This is a genomic window from Oerskovia merdavium, from assembly GCF_014836755.1.
GTDB classification, from domain to species: domain Bacteria; phylum Actinomycetota; class Actinomycetes; order Actinomycetales; family Cellulomonadaceae; genus Oerskovia; species Oerskovia merdavium.
Genome location: NZ_JACSQF010000006.1, coordinates 176,142 through 193,413, shown reverse-complemented (window position 1 = coordinate 193,413; position 17,272 = coordinate 176,142). Strand labels below are relative to the sequence as shown.

The following is a 17,272-nucleotide window of genomic DNA, read 5'->3' as shown; positions in this document are numbered from 1 at the left end:
CCTGGCGGCCCGTCCGGACATGCGCGAGGGGCCCGGGTGGGCCTGTGGAAACTCTCGTCGTCCACAGGCCCACCCGGGCCCTTCAGGTGGTGCAGGGTCAGCCGCGAGAGTCCTCGGCGGCCTTCACGACCTGCTCGAGCCAGGCGCGGCGTGCCGCGATCGACGACTCGATCTCGGCGATCTTGCGCTTGTCGCCCTTGGCGGTCGCAGCCGCCAGGTCCTCCTCGAGGCCCGCGATCGCGGACTCGAGCTGGGCCGCCGCACCCTCGGCGCGCGCACGCGTCTCGGGGTTGGAGCGCGACCACTGGGACTGCTCGGCGTCGCGGACCGCGGTCTCGACGGCGCGCAGGCGGGCCTCGACGCGCTGGATGTCGGCGCGAGGAACCTTGCCGGCGTCCTCCCACTTCTCCTGGATGTCCCGCAGGGCCGTCTTGGCCTGCGCGAGGTCCGTCACGGGGACGAGCTTCTCAGCCTGCTCCAGCAGGGCCTCCTTGACGACCAGGTTCTCGGCGTACTCGGCGTCCGTGGCGGCGTTGAGCGCGTCACGGGCCTCGAAGAACGCGTCCTGCGCCGCACGGAAGCGGGCCCACAGGGCGTCGTCGTCGCGGCGGTTGGCGCGCCCGGCGGCCTTCCACTCGGTCATGAGGTCGCGGAAGGCGCCGGCCGTGGCGCCCCAGTCCGTGCTGTTCTGCAGGGCCTCGGCCCGCTGCACGAGCTTCTCCTTGACCTCCTTCGCGGAGGAGTTGCGCTGCTCGAGCTCGGCGAAGTAGTGCCGACGCTCGCGGTCGAAGGCCGTGCGGGCGTGGCTGAAGCGCTTCCAGAGCGCCTCCTCGCTCGCACGGTCGATCCTCGGCCCGTTGCGCTGGGCGTCCTTCCACTGGTCGAGCAGCTTGCGCAGCTCCTCGCCCGCGGGACGCCACTGGATGCGTGCCGGGTCCGTCGAGGCGATCTTCTCCGCTGCCTCGATGATCTCGGTACGGGCGGCGAGCGCCGCTTCCTTGGCGGCGTTGCGCTCGGCCTCGAGCTCGGCGCGGCGGGCTGCCGCGACGGTGCGCAGCGACTCGACGTGCGCGCGCAGGCCGTCCAGGTCGCCGACGGCCGAGGGCTCGGCGGTCTCCTCGCCGAGCTTGGCGAGGGTCGAGTCGATCTCCTTGACGGACAGGTCCGTACCGGTCAGGCGGGCCTCGAAGAGCGCGACCTTGGCCTGAAGGTCCAGGAAGCGGCGCACGTAGAGCGCGAGCGCCTCCTCGGGGGAGACCCCGGGGAACTGCCCGACGCTGCGCTCGCCCGCGGCCTCGGTCACGTAGACCGTGCCTTCCTCGTCGACCCGGCCGAACCCGGCCGCAGCCTTCGCGGCGGCGCTGTCGTCGGGGATGACCGCCGCGGCAGCCGCCGGGGCGATCGACGCGGCGGCCGGGGCCGCTGCAGCCGGGGCACCCGGGCGCGGGGGCCGGGGCACCGGGACGGCGCTCGGCTTGGGCGCGGGGCTGGGCTTGGGAGCCGGGGCCGCAGGTGCCTCCGGTGCGTCCGCCGCGGGGGCCGGTGCGGCCTCAGGAGCCGCCTCAGCAGCGTCCGTCGCGGGGGCGGTCTCGGTGACCTCGGCCGGGGCTTCGGCAGGAGCCTCGTCCGCGGCGGGCGCGGCTTCCTCGACGGAGGTGGCCTCGTCGGCTGCTGCCGCGGGGGCGTCGGTCTCGACGGCTTCCGTGGCAGCGGGTGCCTCGGCGCCCTCGGCCGGTTCAGCGACCGCCGGCACCTCGACCTGCTCCGTAGCGGTGGCCTCCTCGGATGCCTGCGCCGGAGAGTTCGCGTGGTTCTCGGTGCTCTCGCTCACTGGGTCTCAACTCCTTCGATGGTGACCGGGGTCGCGGGGGAGCCGTCAGGGGCCCCGTCCGCTGTCCCCGCGTCAGCGACTGCTCGGACGACGTCCAAGCCGGATGTGATCTTGCCGAAAACTGTGTACCCACCGGTGTCGGTCGGCAAGGTGGTGTCCTCGTAGACGAGGAAGAACTGGCTGCCGTGGGAGTCCGTGGCCTGGGCACGTGCCATGCCGATGGTGCCGGCGGGGAAGAACCCGTCCTCGGGCGCGTTCTCGACGGGTCCGAACGTGTAGCCCGGGCCCCCGGTTCCCGTGCCCGTCGGGTCGCCGCACTGCAGGACGTAGAGCCCGGAGGTCGTCAGGCGGTGGCAGTCGGTGCCGTCGAAGAACCCGCCCTGGGCGAGCGAGACGAAGCTCGCGACGGTCTGAGGGGCGGCCTGCCCGTCGAGCGTGAACTCGATGTCGCCCGCGCTCGTGCGCAGCTCGCCCGTCCACTCGCGGTCCTCGGCGGCGGAGGGCGGCGGGAGGGTGAACGCCTTGGCGGCCGTGGCTGCGTCGGCATCCGAGTTCGCGGAGAGAGCCAGCACGACGACACCGCCCACGACGGCGAGCGCGGCGACCGCGCCGACGATGGTCCACGTCCGCTGCTTGCGGGCGCGGGCCTGCGCCTGACGCTCGGTCCACTTCTCCTCGCGGCGGCGGGCACGCTCACGTTCGCGCTTGCTCGTCGTCACCCCAACTCCTTCGTCTCACGTCACGGGCCGCTCCGCGTGCGGGCGCGAGGGCGCGTTCTGTGCACGGGTGATCCACGGTTTCAGAGGACAGTCTAGGCATCGGGAGCGTTCTGGCGCCGTGTCTTGTCGCCTTTCAGGTCACGGTCCGGTATCAGGTGCCCTCTTTGCGTGGGTCGTTACTGTCGTCCCATGGACCTCTTCCTCGTGGTGGCCCCCGTGTTCGGCACCAACTGCACGCTCGTCGTGCCGGGCCCCGAGGGAACGCTGCCCGACGGCGCCGCGCGCCCCTGCGTGATCGTCGACGCAGGGGCCGGGGTCGTCCCGGGCGTGGTGGAGCTCGTGCGCGAGCAAGGGCTCGCGCCCCGTGCGGTCCTGGCCACGCACGGGCACGCCGACCACACCTGGGACGCGGCCGAGCTGTGCTCGCTCTACGGCGTCCCGTTCTGGATCCACGCCGACGACGCCTACCGGCTCGCCGATCCCCTCGGCACGATCGAGAGCGCCCCGCCCGCGGGACGCGACGGACGGGTCGTGCCCGGCCCGCTGGCCGCGGCGCTCGCCGCGGGCGGCGCCCGGCTCGAGGACTACCGGGCCCCGGACGACGTCCGGACCTTCGGTACGGCCGGCGAGCCAGGGGCCGGGGCCCGCGAGCGGCTCGACCTCGACGGCGTCCTGGTCGACGCCCTGCACGCCCCTGGACACACCCAGGGCTCGACGCTCTACCTGCCCGTCGCGGTCCGACCTGACTCGAAGGGCGACAGTGGCACGGCGAGCGTGAGCGCGAGCGGCGCCGAGGCCGGGGTCGTGCTCGCGGGGGACGTGCTGTTCGCCGGGTCGGTGGGGCGCACCGACCTGCCCGGCGGGGACGGCGAGACGATGCAGCGAACCCTGCGCGACGTCGTCGGGCGCCTCGACGACTCCCTCCAGGTGGTGCCCGGCCACGGGCCCCTGACCACGATCGGCCGCGAGCGCCGGACCAACCCGTACCTGCGGGGTCTGTGAACGGATTGCTCGTCCGGTCCTGGAGTCTGGAAAGATCGGGTCCCATGGCCCGACCTACACCTCTCTCCGGTTTCCCCGAATGGCTCCCTGCTGGACGCGTCGTGGAGCAGCACGTGCTCGACACGCTGCGTCGCACGTTCGAGCTCCATGGTTTCGCGGGGATCGAGACGCGAGCCGTCGAGCCCCTCGACCAGCTGCTGCGCAAGGGCGAGACCTCCAAGGAGGTGTACGTGCTGCGCCGCCTCCAGGAGGAGACGGCGGAGGGGGCTGCGGACGAGCGGTCGGGCAAGGGCGACAAGCAGCTCGGCCTGCACTTCGACCTGACGGTGCCGTTCGCGCGCTACGTGCTGGAGAACGCCGGTCACCTGGCGTTCCCGTTCAAGCGTCACCAGATCCAGAAGGTGTGGCGCGGTGAGCGTCCCCAGGACGGGCGCTTCCGTGAGTTCGTGCAGGCGGACATCGACGTCGTGGGTGCGGGCGAGCTGCCCTACCACTTCGAGGTCGAGCTGCCGCTGGTCATGGCCGAGGCGCTGGGCGAGCTGCGCTCGATCGGCGTGCCCGAGGTCCGCATCCTGGTGAACAACCGCAAGGTCGCGGAGGGCTTCTACCGCGGGCTGGGGCTGGACGACGTCGAGGGCGTGCTGCGCAGCATCGACAAGCTCGACAAGATCGGCCCGGACAAGGTCGGGGCGCTGCTGGTCGCCGAGACGGGCGCGACGCCCGAGCAGGCGGACGCGTGCCTCGCGCTCGCGGCGATCTCCGGCTCGGACGCCGGCGTCGCCGAGCGGGTGCGGGCGCTCGCGGGCGAGCACGGTGTGACCTCGGAGCTGCTCGAGGAGGGCCTCGTGGAGCTGTCGGCGCTGATCGACGCGGCGGCCGTGCGGGCGCCGGGCGTCGTGGTCGCGGACCTCAAGATCGCGCGCGGCCTGGACTACTACACGGGCTCGGTCTACGAGACGGTCCTGGTGGGGCACGAGCAGCTCGGGTCGATCTGCTCGGGCGGGCGTTACGACACCCTGGCCTCGGACGGCGCGAACACCTACCCGGGGGTGGGGCTGTCGATCGGCGTCTCGCGGCTGGTCTCGCGGCTGCTGAGCGCGGGCCTGGTCCGCTCGACGCGGTCGGTGCCGAGCGCGGTCGTGGTCGCGGTCACGAGCGAGGAGACGCGTGCCGCGTCGGACGCGGTCGCGGTCGCGCTGCGTTCGCGGGGCATCCCGGTCGAGGTCGCGCCGAGCGCGGCGAAGTTCGGCAAGCAGATCAAGTTCGCGGACCGTCGCGGCATCCCGTTCGTGTGGTTCCCCGCGGGGGTCGGTGCGGACGGCGAGGTCGTCGCGCACCAGGTCAAGGACATCCGCTCGGGCGAGCAGGTCACCGCGGACCCGGCGACGTGGGCGCCGTCCGAGGAGGACCTGTGGCCGCGGGTCGTGCCCGCGGGGGAGTGAGCCCGCTGCCCGGGCGCTGACCCGGGAGGACGTGCGTGAGGCCCGGCAGGGGATTCCCTGCCGGGCCTCACGCGTGCTGCGGGTCGGTGCGCCGCGCTGCCGTGCTGCCGTGCGCCGGGCGCGGCGACGGCGCCTCGGTGAGAGCCGCTCAGGCCTCCGGGATGTCCCGGCCGAAGGTCTCCAGGGTGATGTCGGCCGGGTCGGGGCCGCGGCGCACGCCCTGGTCGAGCGCGTCGATCGCGGCGAGCTCCGCGTCCGTGAGGGTGAGGTCGGCCACGTCGAAGTTCTCGGCGATGCGTGCGGGCCTGGTCGACTTGGGGATCGCGGAGCGGCCCTCCTGGAGGTGCCAGCGGAGCATGACCTGCGCGGCGGACTTCCCGTGCGCCTCGGCGATCGCGAGGATCTCGGGGTCGTCGAACGTGCGGGCACCGCCCTCGCGGTAGGAGGTGATGCCGCCGATGGGGGACCAGGCCTGGGTCAGGATGCCGTGCGCCGCGTCCACGGCCTGGAGGTCGCGCTGCTGGAAGTACGGGTGGACCTCGATCTGGTTGACGGCCGGGACGACGCTCGCCGTCTCCAGGAGGCGCTCGAGGTGCTCGGGCATGAAGTTGCTCACGCCGATCGCGCGGACCTTGCCGTCGGCCAGGAGCGTCTCCAGGGCGCGGTAGGCCTCGAGCGTGAGGTCGAACCGGCTCGGCAGAGCCTGGTGCAGGAGCAGCAGGTCGATCTGCTCGACGCCGAGCTTGCCCGCGGACTTGTCGAACGCGCGCAGCGTCGTGTCGTAGCCGTAGTCGCTGATCCACACCTTGGTCTCGATGAACACCTCGGCCCGGTCGAGGCCCGACTCGGCGATCGCCCGGCCGACCTCGCGCTCGTTGCCGTAGGCCGCGGCGGTGTCCACCAGCCGGTACCCGGTCTCGAGCGCGGTGCGGACCGAGGAGACGGTCTCCTCGGGCGCGGTCTGGAAGACGCCGAAGCCGAGGGCCGGCAGGGTGACGCCGTTGTTCAGGGTGAGGACGGTCATGTGGTGCTCCTTGGGTGGTGCTGGTCGTGGGGGCAGGACGGCTGGGAGGGGGGAGGTGGCGTCGTCGGGCACGTCGGGCGGGGGTGTCCAGGAGGTCCGGTGACGGTCAGGGCAGGACCACGACCTTGAGGGCCTCGCGCGCGTCCATGGCGCGGTAGGCCTCGGCGACCTGGTCGAGCGGGAGGACGCGGTCGAACACCCGACCGGGATCGATGCGTCCGGCGAGCACGTCCGGCAGGACGTCCTCGATGTAGGCCCGCACCGGGGCGGGGCCGCCCGTGAGCGTGATGTTGCGTCCGAACAGTGAGCCCCACCCGACGGGTGCGTCTTCGTACTGCGGGACCCCGACCCGTGAGATGACGCCGCCCACGCGCACGACCCCGTACGCCTGCTGGAAGGCGGGCATGTGCCCGACGGCCTCGATCACGACGTGCGTCCCCTGCCCGTCCGTGAGGTCACGGACCCGGGCGACGCCCTCCTCGCCGCGCTCGGGCACCACGTCGGTCGCGCCGAGCTCGACGCCCAGGTCGGTGCGGTCGGTGTGGCGGCCCATGAGGACGACGCGCTCGGCGCCGAGGCGCCGGGAGGCCAGGACCGCGCTCAGCCCCACGGCCCCGTCCCCGATCACGGTCACGGTCCGTCCGGGACCTACCTTGCCCATGTGGGCGGCGTGGTGCCCGGTCAGGAACACGTCGGAGAGCGAGAGCAACGAGTTGAGCAGGGCCTCGTCGGTGTCCGCGAGCGCCGTGCCGGTCCGGACGAGCGTGCCGTCGGCGAGGGGGATGCGCACGGCCTCGGCCTGGGCGCCGCCCACCCCGCCCGTGCCGAAGAAGTGCCCGTGCAGGCACGAGGTCTGCATGCCCTCGCGGCAGTACACGCACGTGTTGTCCTGGATGCCGAACGGGCAGATCACGAAGTCGCCGCGGCGGACCGTGGTGACGTCGGCCCCGACGTCCTCGACGACGCCGAGCAGCTCGTGCCCCATGGGGCGCGGCTCGCCCGCGTAGTCGTGGTAGCGGTGCAGGTCCGAGCCGCACACGCACGCCCGCACGACCCGCACGAGGGCATCGGTGGGCTTCTGGATCTCGGGGTCGGGGACCTCGTCGACCCGGATGTCTCTCGTGCCGTACAGGTACGTCGCTCGCATGGATTCGGTCCCTTCGTCCGGGTGGCCACCGGTCGGTCGGTGGCTCTGCATCCACTCCACCATCGCCCGGGTGAGGGAGGAACGCCCTGTCGAGAGGGGTACTGACAGTGCATGGCTCGGGCGGGGCACGGTCCGTAGGGTCGTGGGCATGGACCCATGAGACGAGGTGCGAGACTTCCTGTCGAGCCGCAGAGCCCGGTTGAGCCCGACCGAGGTCGGGCTGCCGCCGAGCACCGGGCGGCGCAGGGTCCCGGGCCTGCGCCGGGACGAGGTCGCGGTCCTCGCGGGCGTCTCCTCGGAGTACTACGCGCGGCTCGAGCGCGGCAACCTGGCCGGGGCGTCGGACGCGGTGCTCGATGCGCTCGCGTCGGCCCTGCGGCTGGACGAGGCCGAGACGCTGCACCTGCGTCATCTCGCGCACTCCGCCAACCAGCCGGCCCGCAAGCGGCGCGAGCCGGTGCGTGCCGCGACGGTCCCGGTGTCGGTGCAGCGCGTCCTGGACTCGATGACGGCGACCCCGGCGTACGTGATGGACAGCCGTCGCGACATCGTGGCGACCAACGCGCTGGCTCGTGAGCTGCACGCCCCCGTCCACGACTTCGCGCGAGAGACGGGTACCGCGCCCAACACCGCGCGGTTCGCGTTCCTCGATCCTGCGGCTCGGCGCTACTACGTGGACTGGGACGAGGTGTCCCGCGCCGTGGTGGCCGCACTGCACGGCGCGGCGGGACGCAACCCGTACGACCGGGCGCTCAGCGACCTGGTCGGCGAGCTCTCGACGCGCTCCGAGCGGTTCCGGGAGCTGTGGGCCACGCGTGACGTCCGCGTGCACCGGGCGGGTCTCAAGCGCATGCGCCACCCCGACGTCGGGGTCCTTGCGCTCGACTACGACGTCATGGAGCTCGCCCAGGAGCCGGGGCTGGGCCTGGTCGCGTACAGCGCGGCCCCGGGGAGCCCCGCGGCCGACGCCCTCGCGCTGCTGACGTCGCTCGCGGCGACCCGCGACGCCGACGCGGTCGCCGAGGCGGTCGGTGCGGCGGGCGCGCCCGACGGGGCGGGCGCCGACCGGGCGGCGGGCGCGTGAGGGCCGGCGCGGTCTCGCGTCGGGAGCTCCTGCGCGTAGCGGTCGCCGGTGCCGGGGTCGTCGCCGTGGCCTCGTGCGCGGGGACGGGAGGTCAGGCGGCGCCACGCGAGCCCGTCGCGGCCGGCCCGACGACGGCGCCGCGGCCCACCTCGGGCGGGACGGCAGGCGGCGGCGCGCTGATCGTCTTCTTCTCCCGCGCCGGCGAGAACTACTGGGACGGCGGCCGGCGCGACCTCGAGGTCGGCAGCACGGAGGTGCTGGCGACCATGATCGCCGAGCGCACGGGCATCGACCTCCACCGCGTCACCGCCGCCGACCCGTACCCGCACGCCTACGACGAGACCGTGGCGCGCAACGTGCGCGAGCAGGACGAGGACGCCCGCCCGCAGATCGCCGAGCCGCTGCCGGACCTCGCCGGGTACGGCACCGTGATCCTCGCGAGCCCGATCTGGAACGTGCGCCCGCCCATGATCATGTCGACGTTCCTCGACGGCGTCTCGCTCGCGGGTACGACGATCCTGCCCGTCACGACGCACGCCATGAGCGGACTCGGCCGGGCGCCCGAGGTCTACGCGACCTTCGCTCCCGACGCGGTCGTGGGCGAGGGGCTCGCGGTGCGCGGGGAGCGTGTCGCCGACGCCGGGCCGGAGATCGACCGCTGGGTGCGGGCGGCGGGGATCGGCTGAGCAGTCCGGGGTCGCAGTCGTTGTCGGCATCGACAACATGATCGAACATGTGTTCGAATAGCGCCATGAGGTGGGACGGGCAGGCGATCACGGCGGACGACGGCGCGCTGCCCGGGCTCGGACGCATGGCGGGGTTGGTGCGGACCGTGCGCACGCCGGAGTTCGCCGGTGTCACGTTCCACGAGGTGCTCGCCAAGAGCGCGCTGTCCAAGGTGCCGGGGGAGTCCCGCATGCCGTTCACCTGGACGATCAACCCGTACCGCGGATGCTCCCATGCGTGCTCCTACTGCTTCGCCCGCCCCTCGCACCGCTACCTCGACATGAACCCCGGCGAGGACTTCGACAGCCAGATCGTCGTGAAGGTGAACGTCGCCGAGGTGCTGCGTGCCGAGCTCGCCAAGCCGTCCTGGGCGGGCGACGCGGTCGCGCTCGGCACCAACACCGACCCCTACCAGCGCGCCGAGGGGCGCTACCGGCTCATGCCCGGGATCATCGACGCCCTCGAGGCCTCGCGCACGCCGTTCTCGATCCTCACCAAGGGCACGCTCCTGCGCCGGGACCTCCCGCGCCTGAGCCAGGCGGCGCAGAGCGTGGACGTGGGCATCGGGGTCTCTTTGGCGTTCGTCGACGAAGACCTCCAGCAGGCCGTCGAGCCGGGGACGCCCACGCCGCGCGCCCGCCTCGACCTCGTCCGCGCCGCGAGGGCGGCCGGGCTGCCGTGCGGGGTCATGATCGCCCCGGTCCTGCCGTGGCTCACCGACTCGACCGACCACCTCACGCGCCTGCTCGACGCGGTCCACGAGGCCGGCGCGACCGGCGCCACGGTCCTCCCGCTGTTCCTCAAGCCCGGCACGCGCGAGTGGTTCATGGCCTGGCTGCGTCGCGACCACCCCGACCGGGTCGCGGGCTACGAACGCATCTACGCGGGCGGGTCGTACGCGAGCCGCGCGTACCGGGACTGGCTGTGGGACCGGGTGCGCCCGCTGCTCGTCGAGCGCGGCTTCGCGAGCGCCGGGCACCGCGCCCAGGCGCGCACGTCGGGCCACGCCCGGACCGCCTGGCACCCCGAGTCTCCTGGCGAGAGAGCGCGGCCCGACGAAGGTGACTACCCGGCCGGGAGTCTGGTGGCGCAGCACCGGGACAGCGGCAGAGCGCCAGCACGCACGGGGACGAGCGCGTCCGCGAGCGCCGAGCAGCTGCTCTTCTAGGTTCCCCGCGCGAATCGGGCAAAACCTGCTATCTTGCGGCCAGTCACACCATGGCGCGGATGCCGATGCCTCGCCGGTGCCCTTGTGATCGGCCGAGGATCCCCGCATGCCCAGGAAGCGCCCGAGCGCGGCACCGCCGCCCGTGCCCCCGTTGTTCACGACCGAAGAGACCCATCCCCAGATCGCCTCGATGCAGGCCGTGGCAGCCACAGAAGACTGGGCCGCGGTCGCCGCCCTCCTGGAGGAGCTGAGCCCGGTGGACCGGGACTTCGCCCTGAGGTACCTCTCCGACGTCGAGGGGGTCGAGGGTCTGCTGGAGCGGGCCTTGGAGGACGACCCGCGCGACCCGTTGCTGCGGACCCTCCTCGCCGAGCGCTACGTCCACATCGGCTGGGGGATCCGTAGCCGATACCGCGCCGAGCACGTGTCTCGCGAACAGTTCGCGCAGTTCCACGACTGGCTGCGCAGAGCCGAGCAGATCCTCCTCGAGGTCTGCGCGGAGCACCCGACCTTCGTCCTCGCGTGGGACGTGCGTCTGACGACGGCCCGGGGGCTCGAGCTCGGGCACTCCGAGGCCCGCCGTCGCTACGGACGCTTGGCGTCGCTCGACCCGCACAGCTACGTCGCGCAGAAGGCGCTGCTCCAGCAGCTGTGCCCCAAGTGGAGCGGGAGCTGGGAGGACGCGCACGGGTTCGCGACCGGGTGCGCGGAGTCTGCCCCCGCCGGCGCGCCGAACGGGGCCGTCGTGGCGCTCGCGCACATCGAGCACTGGCTCGAGCTGGACCCGCCCGAGAAGGAGAGGTACATGGCGAGCGCTGCCGTCCGTGACGACCTCCGCCGGGCGGCTGCGCGGTCCGTGCGGCACCCCGAGCACCGGGAGGACTTCCACTCGGTCGGGGCGCACAACGCGTTCGCCCTGGCCTTCCTGCTCGGGGACCACGAGGAGGATGCCGCAGTGCACCTCCGGGTGATCGGCAACCGCGCCTCAGGCGCACCGTGGGACTACGTCGACGACCCCGTCACGTACTTCAGCTACTTCCGCGACGCCGTGCTGGCTGCGGGCTGAGAGGGATCGACATGTCCGCACAGATCGACATCGCCGCGCAAGACACGCAGGAAGAGGTCGTCGCGGGCGGCCTCGCCGCGCTCGCCTCCGTGGACCACATCGTCAGCTCCTCGACGGTCGACGGCATCCCGGTGCTGTTCGCGGCGCGTGCGAGCGAGCAGGACGGGCAGCGCACCGCCGGCCTGTTCTTCCGGGTGGGGAGCGCGGACGAGACGCTCGCGACCGCCGGGATCACCCATCTCGTGGAGCACCTGGCGCTGCACGGCCGCCAGCTCGCGGAGGGGCACCACAACGGCGTGACGGCCGAGGGGTACACCCTGTTCCACGTGCACGGGACCGACGAGGAGGTCGTGGCCTATCTCAACGGCGTGTGCGCGGCGCTCACCGACCTTCCGACGAGCCGGATGGACGTCGAGAAGCAGATCCTGCGGACCGAGGCGCAGCGCCGGGCGGGCGGGCCCTTCCGCCCCATGCGTCAGTGGCGCTACGGCGCTCAGACCTACGGACTGGCCGGGTACGACGAGCTGGGCATCCGCCGGCTCAGCGCCGAGGACGTGCGAGCCTGGGCCGGGGAGCGGTTCACGCGGGACAACGCCGTGCTGTTCGTCACGGGCGACGCGCTTCCCGCGGGGCTGGACCTGTCGTTGCCCTCCGGCGCGCGGATCCCGGCACCCACGGCGAGCAGCGCGCTGCCGCAGACTCCGGCGTTCTTCCAGGGGGAGGACGGGCACGTCGTGCTGGACGCCGTCGTGGAGCGGTCGGCGGGCGCGATAGTGCTGGCGCAGGTCGCTGCGCGCGCACTCTTCCGCGACCTGCGAGAGGTGGGCGGGTACTCGTACACCGCGGACGGCGACTACTCCCGGCGAGACGCCACGCACGCCACGTTCACGTTGTACGCCGACGCGTTGCCCCAGCAGCAGGGCGCCGTCGTCGGCGGCATGATCGACACCCTCGCCCGGCTCCGGCTCGGGGTGATCGAGCAGGCCGAGCTCGACGCCGTGCGGGCGCCGCTGCTCACGTGGCTCGACTCGCCGGATCTTGCGGCTGACCTGCTGCCGACGTACGCGCTCGACGTCCTGCTCGGACACCCGGTGAAGACCCCGGAGACGTCCCGGGCCGAGCTCGAGGCCGTCACGGTCGAGGACCTGCGCCAGGTTGCGGAGGACGTCTGGGCGGGGGCTCTGCTCCAGGTGCCGGGACGGGCCGGGGCCGAGTGGGCGGGCATGGCCGTCGCGCCGCAGCGGTCGGCGGCCGCTGTCGAGGGGATCCGCTACCCGCGCGTCGACAACCCGGACGTCGCCCTCGTGATCGGGTTGGCGGGAGTCAGCCTGACGACCCCGGAGGGTGCGGCGACGGTCCTCTTCGAGGACTGCCAGCTCCTGTCGGCGAGACCCGACGGGGCCCGCCATCTGATCGGGGCCGACGGCTTCTCCGTCGCGATCGAGCCCACCCTGCACGTCGGCCTGAACGGCCCCTCGATCGAGCAGGGCGTCGACGCACGCGTGCCCGAGCACCTGGTCGCCAGGCTCCCCGCCCGTGACCCGCAGGAGATTCCCCAGCCGCGCCCGCCCACGCAGGACGTGGGTGCACGCGCTGGGATCGGCGGGTGGATCGACCGGCACCTCGACCTGAGCGTGAACCTGCTGCGTCAGGTGTTCCTCGTCGTGCTCGCGCTCGGGGTGGTCGTCACCCTGCAGACCGAGTTCGTCGGGAGCGCCCTGGTCGTCCTGCTCCTGGTCTGGGGCATCGTCCAGGGAAGCGTGGGGATCGCGTGGTGGCTCGCCGCGAGAAGGCGGCGCGAGGTGGGTGCGGCGCGGAGGTGACGAGGCCGCTTCGAGCCGGGTAGCGGGCTCCTACGTCGCCCCCCGTGGCAGGAAGACGTTCGGAGCCCGACCGACGCCGACGACGTCCCGGCGAGGAGAGGGACCCGACCTGCACGGAGCGACTACGCTCTCGCACCATGACGCTCGCCTGGCCGACCTCTCGTGGGCTGCCCGCCCTGGGGGACGTGGCGCCGCACGTCCGGACCCCGTTCGGGGACGTCGTCCTGTCCGCTCGGTGCGCCGGGAGGGACACGGGAACCGCTCCTGGTTCCGCTTTCGCCCTGCCTGCCGGCGGCAGGTTGCTGCACCGGCGCGGCCCCTCCTGGTCGCTCGAGCAGATCCTCACGCCCTTGCCGACCTTCGACAAGGAGGGAAGATCTCCGGCCACGACCTGGGGAGTCGCCTGGCGCGTCCAGGCGCTGGGAACGCTCGTCGAGACGAGCCTGCGCGTCCAGATGGCTGATCAGCGCGTCGGGCTCGACGTCTGGGCCACCGACGGACAGCATCTCGCGGCGCTCGCGGTCGACGACGGTCGCACGGAGCTGGTCATCGGCGGGCCGGACAGCGACGGGCTCTGGGGCCTCGTTCTCCGAGGGCTGTGTCCCGCGCGATGGAAGTCCGACCATCCCGGGCTCGCGAGCGACCTGTCACTGGTGGACGACGTGCCGCGCAGGCTCGGGTTGCCACGTGCGGCCAGGGACCAGCGAGGAACCGCCGAGCGCCCCGGGCTCGAGTGGAACCTGCCCGCGCTCGAGGACGGCGAGGTCGTGGTCCTCGCGTGCGCCGTCTCCTGGGCGCCGTACGACGCGGAGTCGGAGTGGGCGTGGCTGTCCGTGGACGTCGGACCGGAGTACGTCGTCCGGCACGCGTCGCGGGGGACGTCGAGCGCCTGACCATCTCGGGCCGGGCCATGACGGCCCGCGCTCAGTCCTGCGCGAGCCGTGCTGGGAACCCGCCCGTGGCCACGGGGCCCCAGCCGGTGATCGTCACGCGCAGCAGCGACTTGCCCTGCGCGACCATGGCCTGGCGGTACTCGTCCCAGTCGGGGTGCTCCCCGGCGATCGAGCGGTAGTACTCGACGAGGGGCTCGACCGAGCCGGGCAGGTCGATCACCTCGGCGGTGCCGTCGACCTGGACCCAGGCGTCGTCGAAGTCCTCGCCCAGGACGCACAGCGAGGCGGCGGGGTCGCGCCGCAGGTTCACGGCCTTGGCCCGGTCGGGGTAGGTCGAGACCACGATGCGCCCTTCGCCGTCGACCCCGTAGGCGACGGGGCTCATCTGCGGGGCGCCGCTCGCGCGCCGGGTGAGCAGCACGGCCCGCCGGTTGGCGCGCAGGAACGCGACGAGCTCGGCGCGTCCGATCCGGTCCGTGGTCGCGATCCGCCTGGCCATGCGTGCCTCCTGGGGAAAGTTCTCCTGAACGTGGTCCGCCCACAGACTAGACTCGTCCGCGTGCGTCGTCTGCGCACTCCCCACTCCCATCCCGGGACGCCACTGCGCGCCCCGGCATGTTCCGGAAGGACTCTCTCCGTGCTTCGCACCCATACAGCCGGCTCCCTGCGGGCCGAGCAGATCGGTCAGACCGTCACCCTCACCGGCTGGGTCGACCGTCGCCGCGATCACGGTGGGGTGGCCTTCATCGACCTGCGTGACGCCTCGGGCATCGCCCAGGTCGTCATCCGTGACGAGGCGATCGCGCACCCGCTGCGCGCCGAGTTCGTGCTCCAGGTCACCGGTGAGGTCTCCCGGCGTCCCGAGGGCAACGAGAACAAGAACCTCCCCACGGGTGAGATCGAGGTCGTGGCGAGCGACGTCGTCGTGCTCAACGAGTCCGCGCCCCTGCCCTTCCAGGTCTCCACGGCCCTCGAGGGCACCGAGGTCATCGGCGAGGAGGCGCGCCTCAAGCACCGCTACCTGGACCTGCGCCGCCCCACGCCGGCCCACGCCCTGCGCCTGCGCGCCAAGGCCAACCAGGCCGCGCGCCGCGTGCTCGACGCGCAGGACTTCGTCGAGATCGAGACCCCGACCCTGACGCGCTCGACCCCGGAGGGTGCCCGCGACTTCCTGGTCCCCGCGCGCCTGGCGCCGGGCTCCTGGTACGCCCTGCCGCAGTCCCCGCAGCTCTTCAAGCAGCTGCTCATGGTCTCGGGCATGGAGCGCTACTACCAGATCGCCCGCTGCTACCGCGACGAGGACTTCCGCGCGGACCGTCAGCCCGAGTTCACGCAGCTCGACGTCGAGATGAGCTTCGTCGAGCAGGACGACGTGATCGCGCTCGGCGAGAAGATCCTCGTCGCGCTGTGGGACCTCATCGGGTACAAGATCCCCACGCCCATCCCGCGCATGACGTTCCACGACGCGATGCGCCTGTACGGCTCGGACAAGCCGGACCTGCGCTTCGGCAACCCGCTCGTCGAGCTCACGGACTACTTCAAGGACACCCCGTTCCGCGTCTTCCAGGCCGAGTACGTGGGCGCCGTCGTCATGGCGGGCGGGGCCTCGCAGCCGCGCCGCCAGTTCGACGCCTGGCAGGAGTGGGCCAAGCAGCGCGGGGCCAAGGGCCTGGCGTACGTGACGTTCCAGGAGGACGGCACCCTCGCGGGCCCGGTCGCCAAGAACCTCTCGGAGGCCGAGCGCGAGGGCCTGCGCGACGCGACCGGCGCGCAGCCGGGCGACGCGGTGTTCTTCGCCGCGGGCAAGACCAACGAGTCGCGCGCCCTGCTGGGCGCGGCCCGTCAGGAGATCGCCAAGCGCACCGGGCAGATCGACGAGGACGCCTGGGCGTTCGTCTGGATCGTCGACGCCCCCCTGTTCAAGCCCACGGGAGAGGCCGCCGACGAGGGCGACGTCGCACTGGGCAACTCGGCCTGGACCGCGGTGCACCACGCGTTCACCTCGCCCACGCCCGAGTGGATCGACACGTTCGAGCAGAACCCGGGCGAGGCGCTCGCCTACGCGTACGACATCGTGTGCAACGGCAACGAGATCGGCGGCGGCTCGATCCGTATCCACCGTCGCGACGTCCAGGAGCGCGTGTTCGCGGTCATGGGCATCGGCGAGGAGGAGGCGCAGGAGAAGTTCGGCTTCCTGCTCGACGCCTTCGCGTTCGGCGCCCCGCCGCACGGCGGCATCGCTTTCGGTTGGGACCGCATCGTGGCGCTGCTGACGAAGTCGGAGTCGATCCGCGACGTCATCGCGTTCCCCAAGTCGGGCGGCGGGTACGACCCGCTGACGCAGGCGCCCGCGCCCATCACGGCCCAGCAGCGCAAGGAGGCGGGCGTCGACGCGAAGCCCAAGGCAGCGCCCGCACCGGACGCCGCCGCGGACACCGACGCCGCTCCTGCCTCCACCGGGAAGGCGTGACCGCCCCGGACACCCGCACGCAGGCAAGGACGCTGGGAGGCTCGACCGGTCTGACGGACCGGTGGGCCTCCCACCCCTTTGTCCTGACCGACCTCGCGGAGTGGGACGTGCGCGGGGTGTGGCAGGACGAGCACGCGTGCGTGCTGAGCGTGGCGCTCGCGGCCCCGGCGGCAGGGGTCGAGGGGCCCGACGGCGCCGCTCGCCCCGCGCGGGCCGTCGGCCTGTGGGGCGTGGGGTCGGCCGAGGCGACGGCGGACGTGCTGGCCCGGGTCGTGGGCTCGGGAGTGATCGGCGACCGCGTGGTCAGCGCGGGGCTGCCGCGCGGGACGCTCGGCTTCCTGGGCGACCGGGTCGCGGACGCCGACCTGCCGGCCGTCCTGCGCGACGGCGAGGGGCGGTCGGTGTCGAGCTGGGACTTCTTCGCCACGCGCGAGGCCCCGCCCGCTCAGCCGGGCGAGGAGCGGGTCGAGGCGCTGACCGGGCCGTCGGCCGCGGCCGAGGTGCGCGCGTGCCTGGACGTCGCGAACCCGCTAGCGGAGATGAGCCCTGAGGACCCGTGGGCCCGCTGGTGGGGCTGGCGCGACCCGGACGGTGCGCTGCGCGGGGTCGTCGGTGCCCGGCAGGTCGAGCCCGGCACCCCCTGGGCGCTGGGCAGCATCGCGACCGACCCCGCCTGGCGCGGGCACGGCATCGCCGCGGCCACCACGGCCGTCGTGACCCGGGCCGGGCTGGCGGAGGCGGAGTGGGTGACCCTGGGCATGTACGCCGACAACGACGCGGCCCGCCGCGTCTACTCCCGGCTGGGCTACGCCGTCGTGCAGGAGTTCGAGAGCCGCCACTGAGCTGCCCGACGCTGGGTGCGGGGCCCTGGGGGGGG

General features: G+C 73.2%; 15 protein-coding genes. 10 read left to right on the top strand and 5 right to left on the bottom strand.

From position 1 onward, the window contains the following. Nucleotides 1-97: 97 nt before the first annotated feature. Nucleotides 98-1,831: a DUF349 domain-containing protein gene (locus H9641_RS07940; protein ID WP_191802563.1), complete on the bottom strand. Its 1,734-nt coding sequence runs from the start codon at nt 1,829-1,831 to the stop codon at nt 98-100. Further along, complete coding sequence (locus H9641_RS07935) at nt 1,828-2,550, bottom strand: peptidylprolyl isomerase (RefSeq protein WP_191802561.1); 723 nt, start codon at nt 2,548-2,550, stop codon at nt 1,828-1,830. Before H9641_RS07935 ends, H9641_RS07940 begins: the two co-directional genes overlap by 4 nt. Before the next feature lie 189 nt (nt 2,551-2,739). On the opposite strand from H9641_RS07935, the gene H9641_RS07930 reads away from it, so the two are divergent. Next, nucleotides 2,740-3,552 carry an MBL fold metallo-hydrolase gene (locus tag H9641_RS07930; RefSeq protein ID WP_191802559.1) on the top strand — a complete coding sequence of 271 codons (813 nt, stop codon included), beginning with the start codon at nt 2,740-2,742 and terminating at the stop codon, nt 3,550-3,552. Between the two features lie 44 nt (nt 3,553-3,596). Then, complete coding sequence (hisS, locus tag H9641_RS07925) at nt 3,597-4,994, top strand: histidine--tRNA ligase (RefSeq protein WP_191802557.1); 1,398 nt, start codon at nt 3,597-3,599, stop codon at nt 4,992-4,994. Between the two features lie 148 nt (nt 4,995-5,142). On the opposite strand, the gene H9641_RS07920 is transcribed toward hisS, so the two are convergent. Continuing rightward, nucleotides 5,143-6,018: an aldo/keto reductase gene (locus tag H9641_RS07920; RefSeq protein WP_191802555.1), complete on the bottom strand. Its 876-nt coding sequence runs from the start codon at nt 6,016-6,018 to the stop codon at nt 5,143-5,145. Nucleotides 6,019-6,124: 106 nt separating this feature from the next. Continuing rightward, nucleotides 6,125-7,165 carry a zinc-binding dehydrogenase gene (locus H9641_RS07915; protein ID WP_191802553.1) on the bottom strand — a complete coding sequence of 347 codons (1,041 nt, stop codon included), beginning with the start codon at nt 7,163-7,165 and terminating at the stop codon, nt 6,125-6,127. A gap of 199 nt (nt 7,166-7,364) precedes the next feature. Here H9641_RS07915 and H9641_RS07910 point away from each other — a divergent pair, with 199 nt between their 5' ends. The 6 genes from H9641_RS07910 to H9641_RS07885 all read left to right on the top strand — a co-directional run bounded on the left by H9641_RS07910 (nt 7,365) and on the right by H9641_RS07885 (nt 13,925). Continuing rightward, nucleotides 7,365-8,249 carry a helix-turn-helix transcriptional regulator gene (locus tag H9641_RS07910; protein ID WP_404821926.1) on the top strand — a complete coding sequence of 295 codons (885 nt, stop codon included), beginning with the start codon at nt 7,365-7,367 and terminating at the stop codon, nt 8,247-8,249. After that, nucleotides 8,246-8,935 (top strand): flavodoxin, encoded by a 690-nt coding sequence (locus tag H9641_RS07905; RefSeq protein WP_191802551.1) that lies wholly within the window; start codon nt 8,246-8,248, stop codon nt 8,933-8,935. The genes H9641_RS07910 and H9641_RS07905 overlap by 4 nt, the downstream gene beginning before the upstream one ends. Nucleotides 8,936-9,000: 65 nt before the next feature. After that, nucleotides 9,001-10,143 carry an Rv2578c family radical SAM protein gene (locus H9641_RS07900; protein WP_191802549.1) on the top strand — a complete coding sequence of 381 codons (1,143 nt, stop codon included), beginning with the start codon at nt 9,001-9,003 and terminating at the stop codon, nt 10,141-10,143. Nucleotides 10,144-10,249: 106 nt separating this feature from the next. Next, entirely contained in the window at nt 10,250-11,209 is a 960-nt protein-coding gene (locus H9641_RS07895; protein WP_191802547.1) for a hypothetical protein, read from the top strand. 11 nt (nt 11,210-11,220) lie between these two features. Then, entirely contained in the window at nt 11,221-13,032 is a 1,812-nt protein-coding gene (locus H9641_RS07890; protein ID WP_191802545.1) for a M16 family metallopeptidase, read from the top strand. Between the two features lie 137 nt (nt 13,033-13,169). Next, on the top strand, nt 13,170-13,925 hold the full coding sequence (locus tag H9641_RS07885) for a hypothetical protein (protein ID WP_191802543.1): 756 nt from the start codon (nt 13,170-13,172) through the stop codon (nt 13,923-13,925). Nucleotides 13,926-13,956: 31 nt separating this feature from the next. Here H9641_RS07885 and H9641_RS07880 read toward each other — a convergent pair whose 3' ends face one another. Further along, nucleotides 13,957-14,424 (bottom strand): PPOX class F420-dependent oxidoreductase, encoded by a 468-nt coding sequence (locus H9641_RS07880; RefSeq protein ID WP_191802541.1) that lies wholly within the window; start codon nt 14,422-14,424, stop codon nt 13,957-13,959. A 138-nt stretch (nt 14,425-14,562) separates the two neighbouring features. Here H9641_RS07880 and aspS point away from each other — a divergent pair, with 138 nt between their 5' ends. Both aspS and H9641_RS07870 read left to right on the top strand, forming a co-directional pair. Beyond that, the gene (gene aspS / locus H9641_RS07875) at nt 14,563-16,395 is read left to right on the top strand and encodes an aspartate--tRNA ligase (protein WP_191802539.1); all 1,833 of its coding nucleotides are present in this window, start codon (nt 14,563-14,565) and stop codon (nt 16,393-16,395) included. After that, complete coding sequence (locus H9641_RS07870; RefSeq protein ID WP_191802537.1) at nt 16,392-17,237, top strand: GNAT family N-acetyltransferase; 846 nt, start codon at nt 16,392-16,394, stop codon at nt 17,235-17,237. The genes aspS and H9641_RS07870 overlap by 4 nt, the downstream gene beginning before the upstream one ends. Nucleotides 17,238-17,272 lie beyond the last annotated feature (35 nt).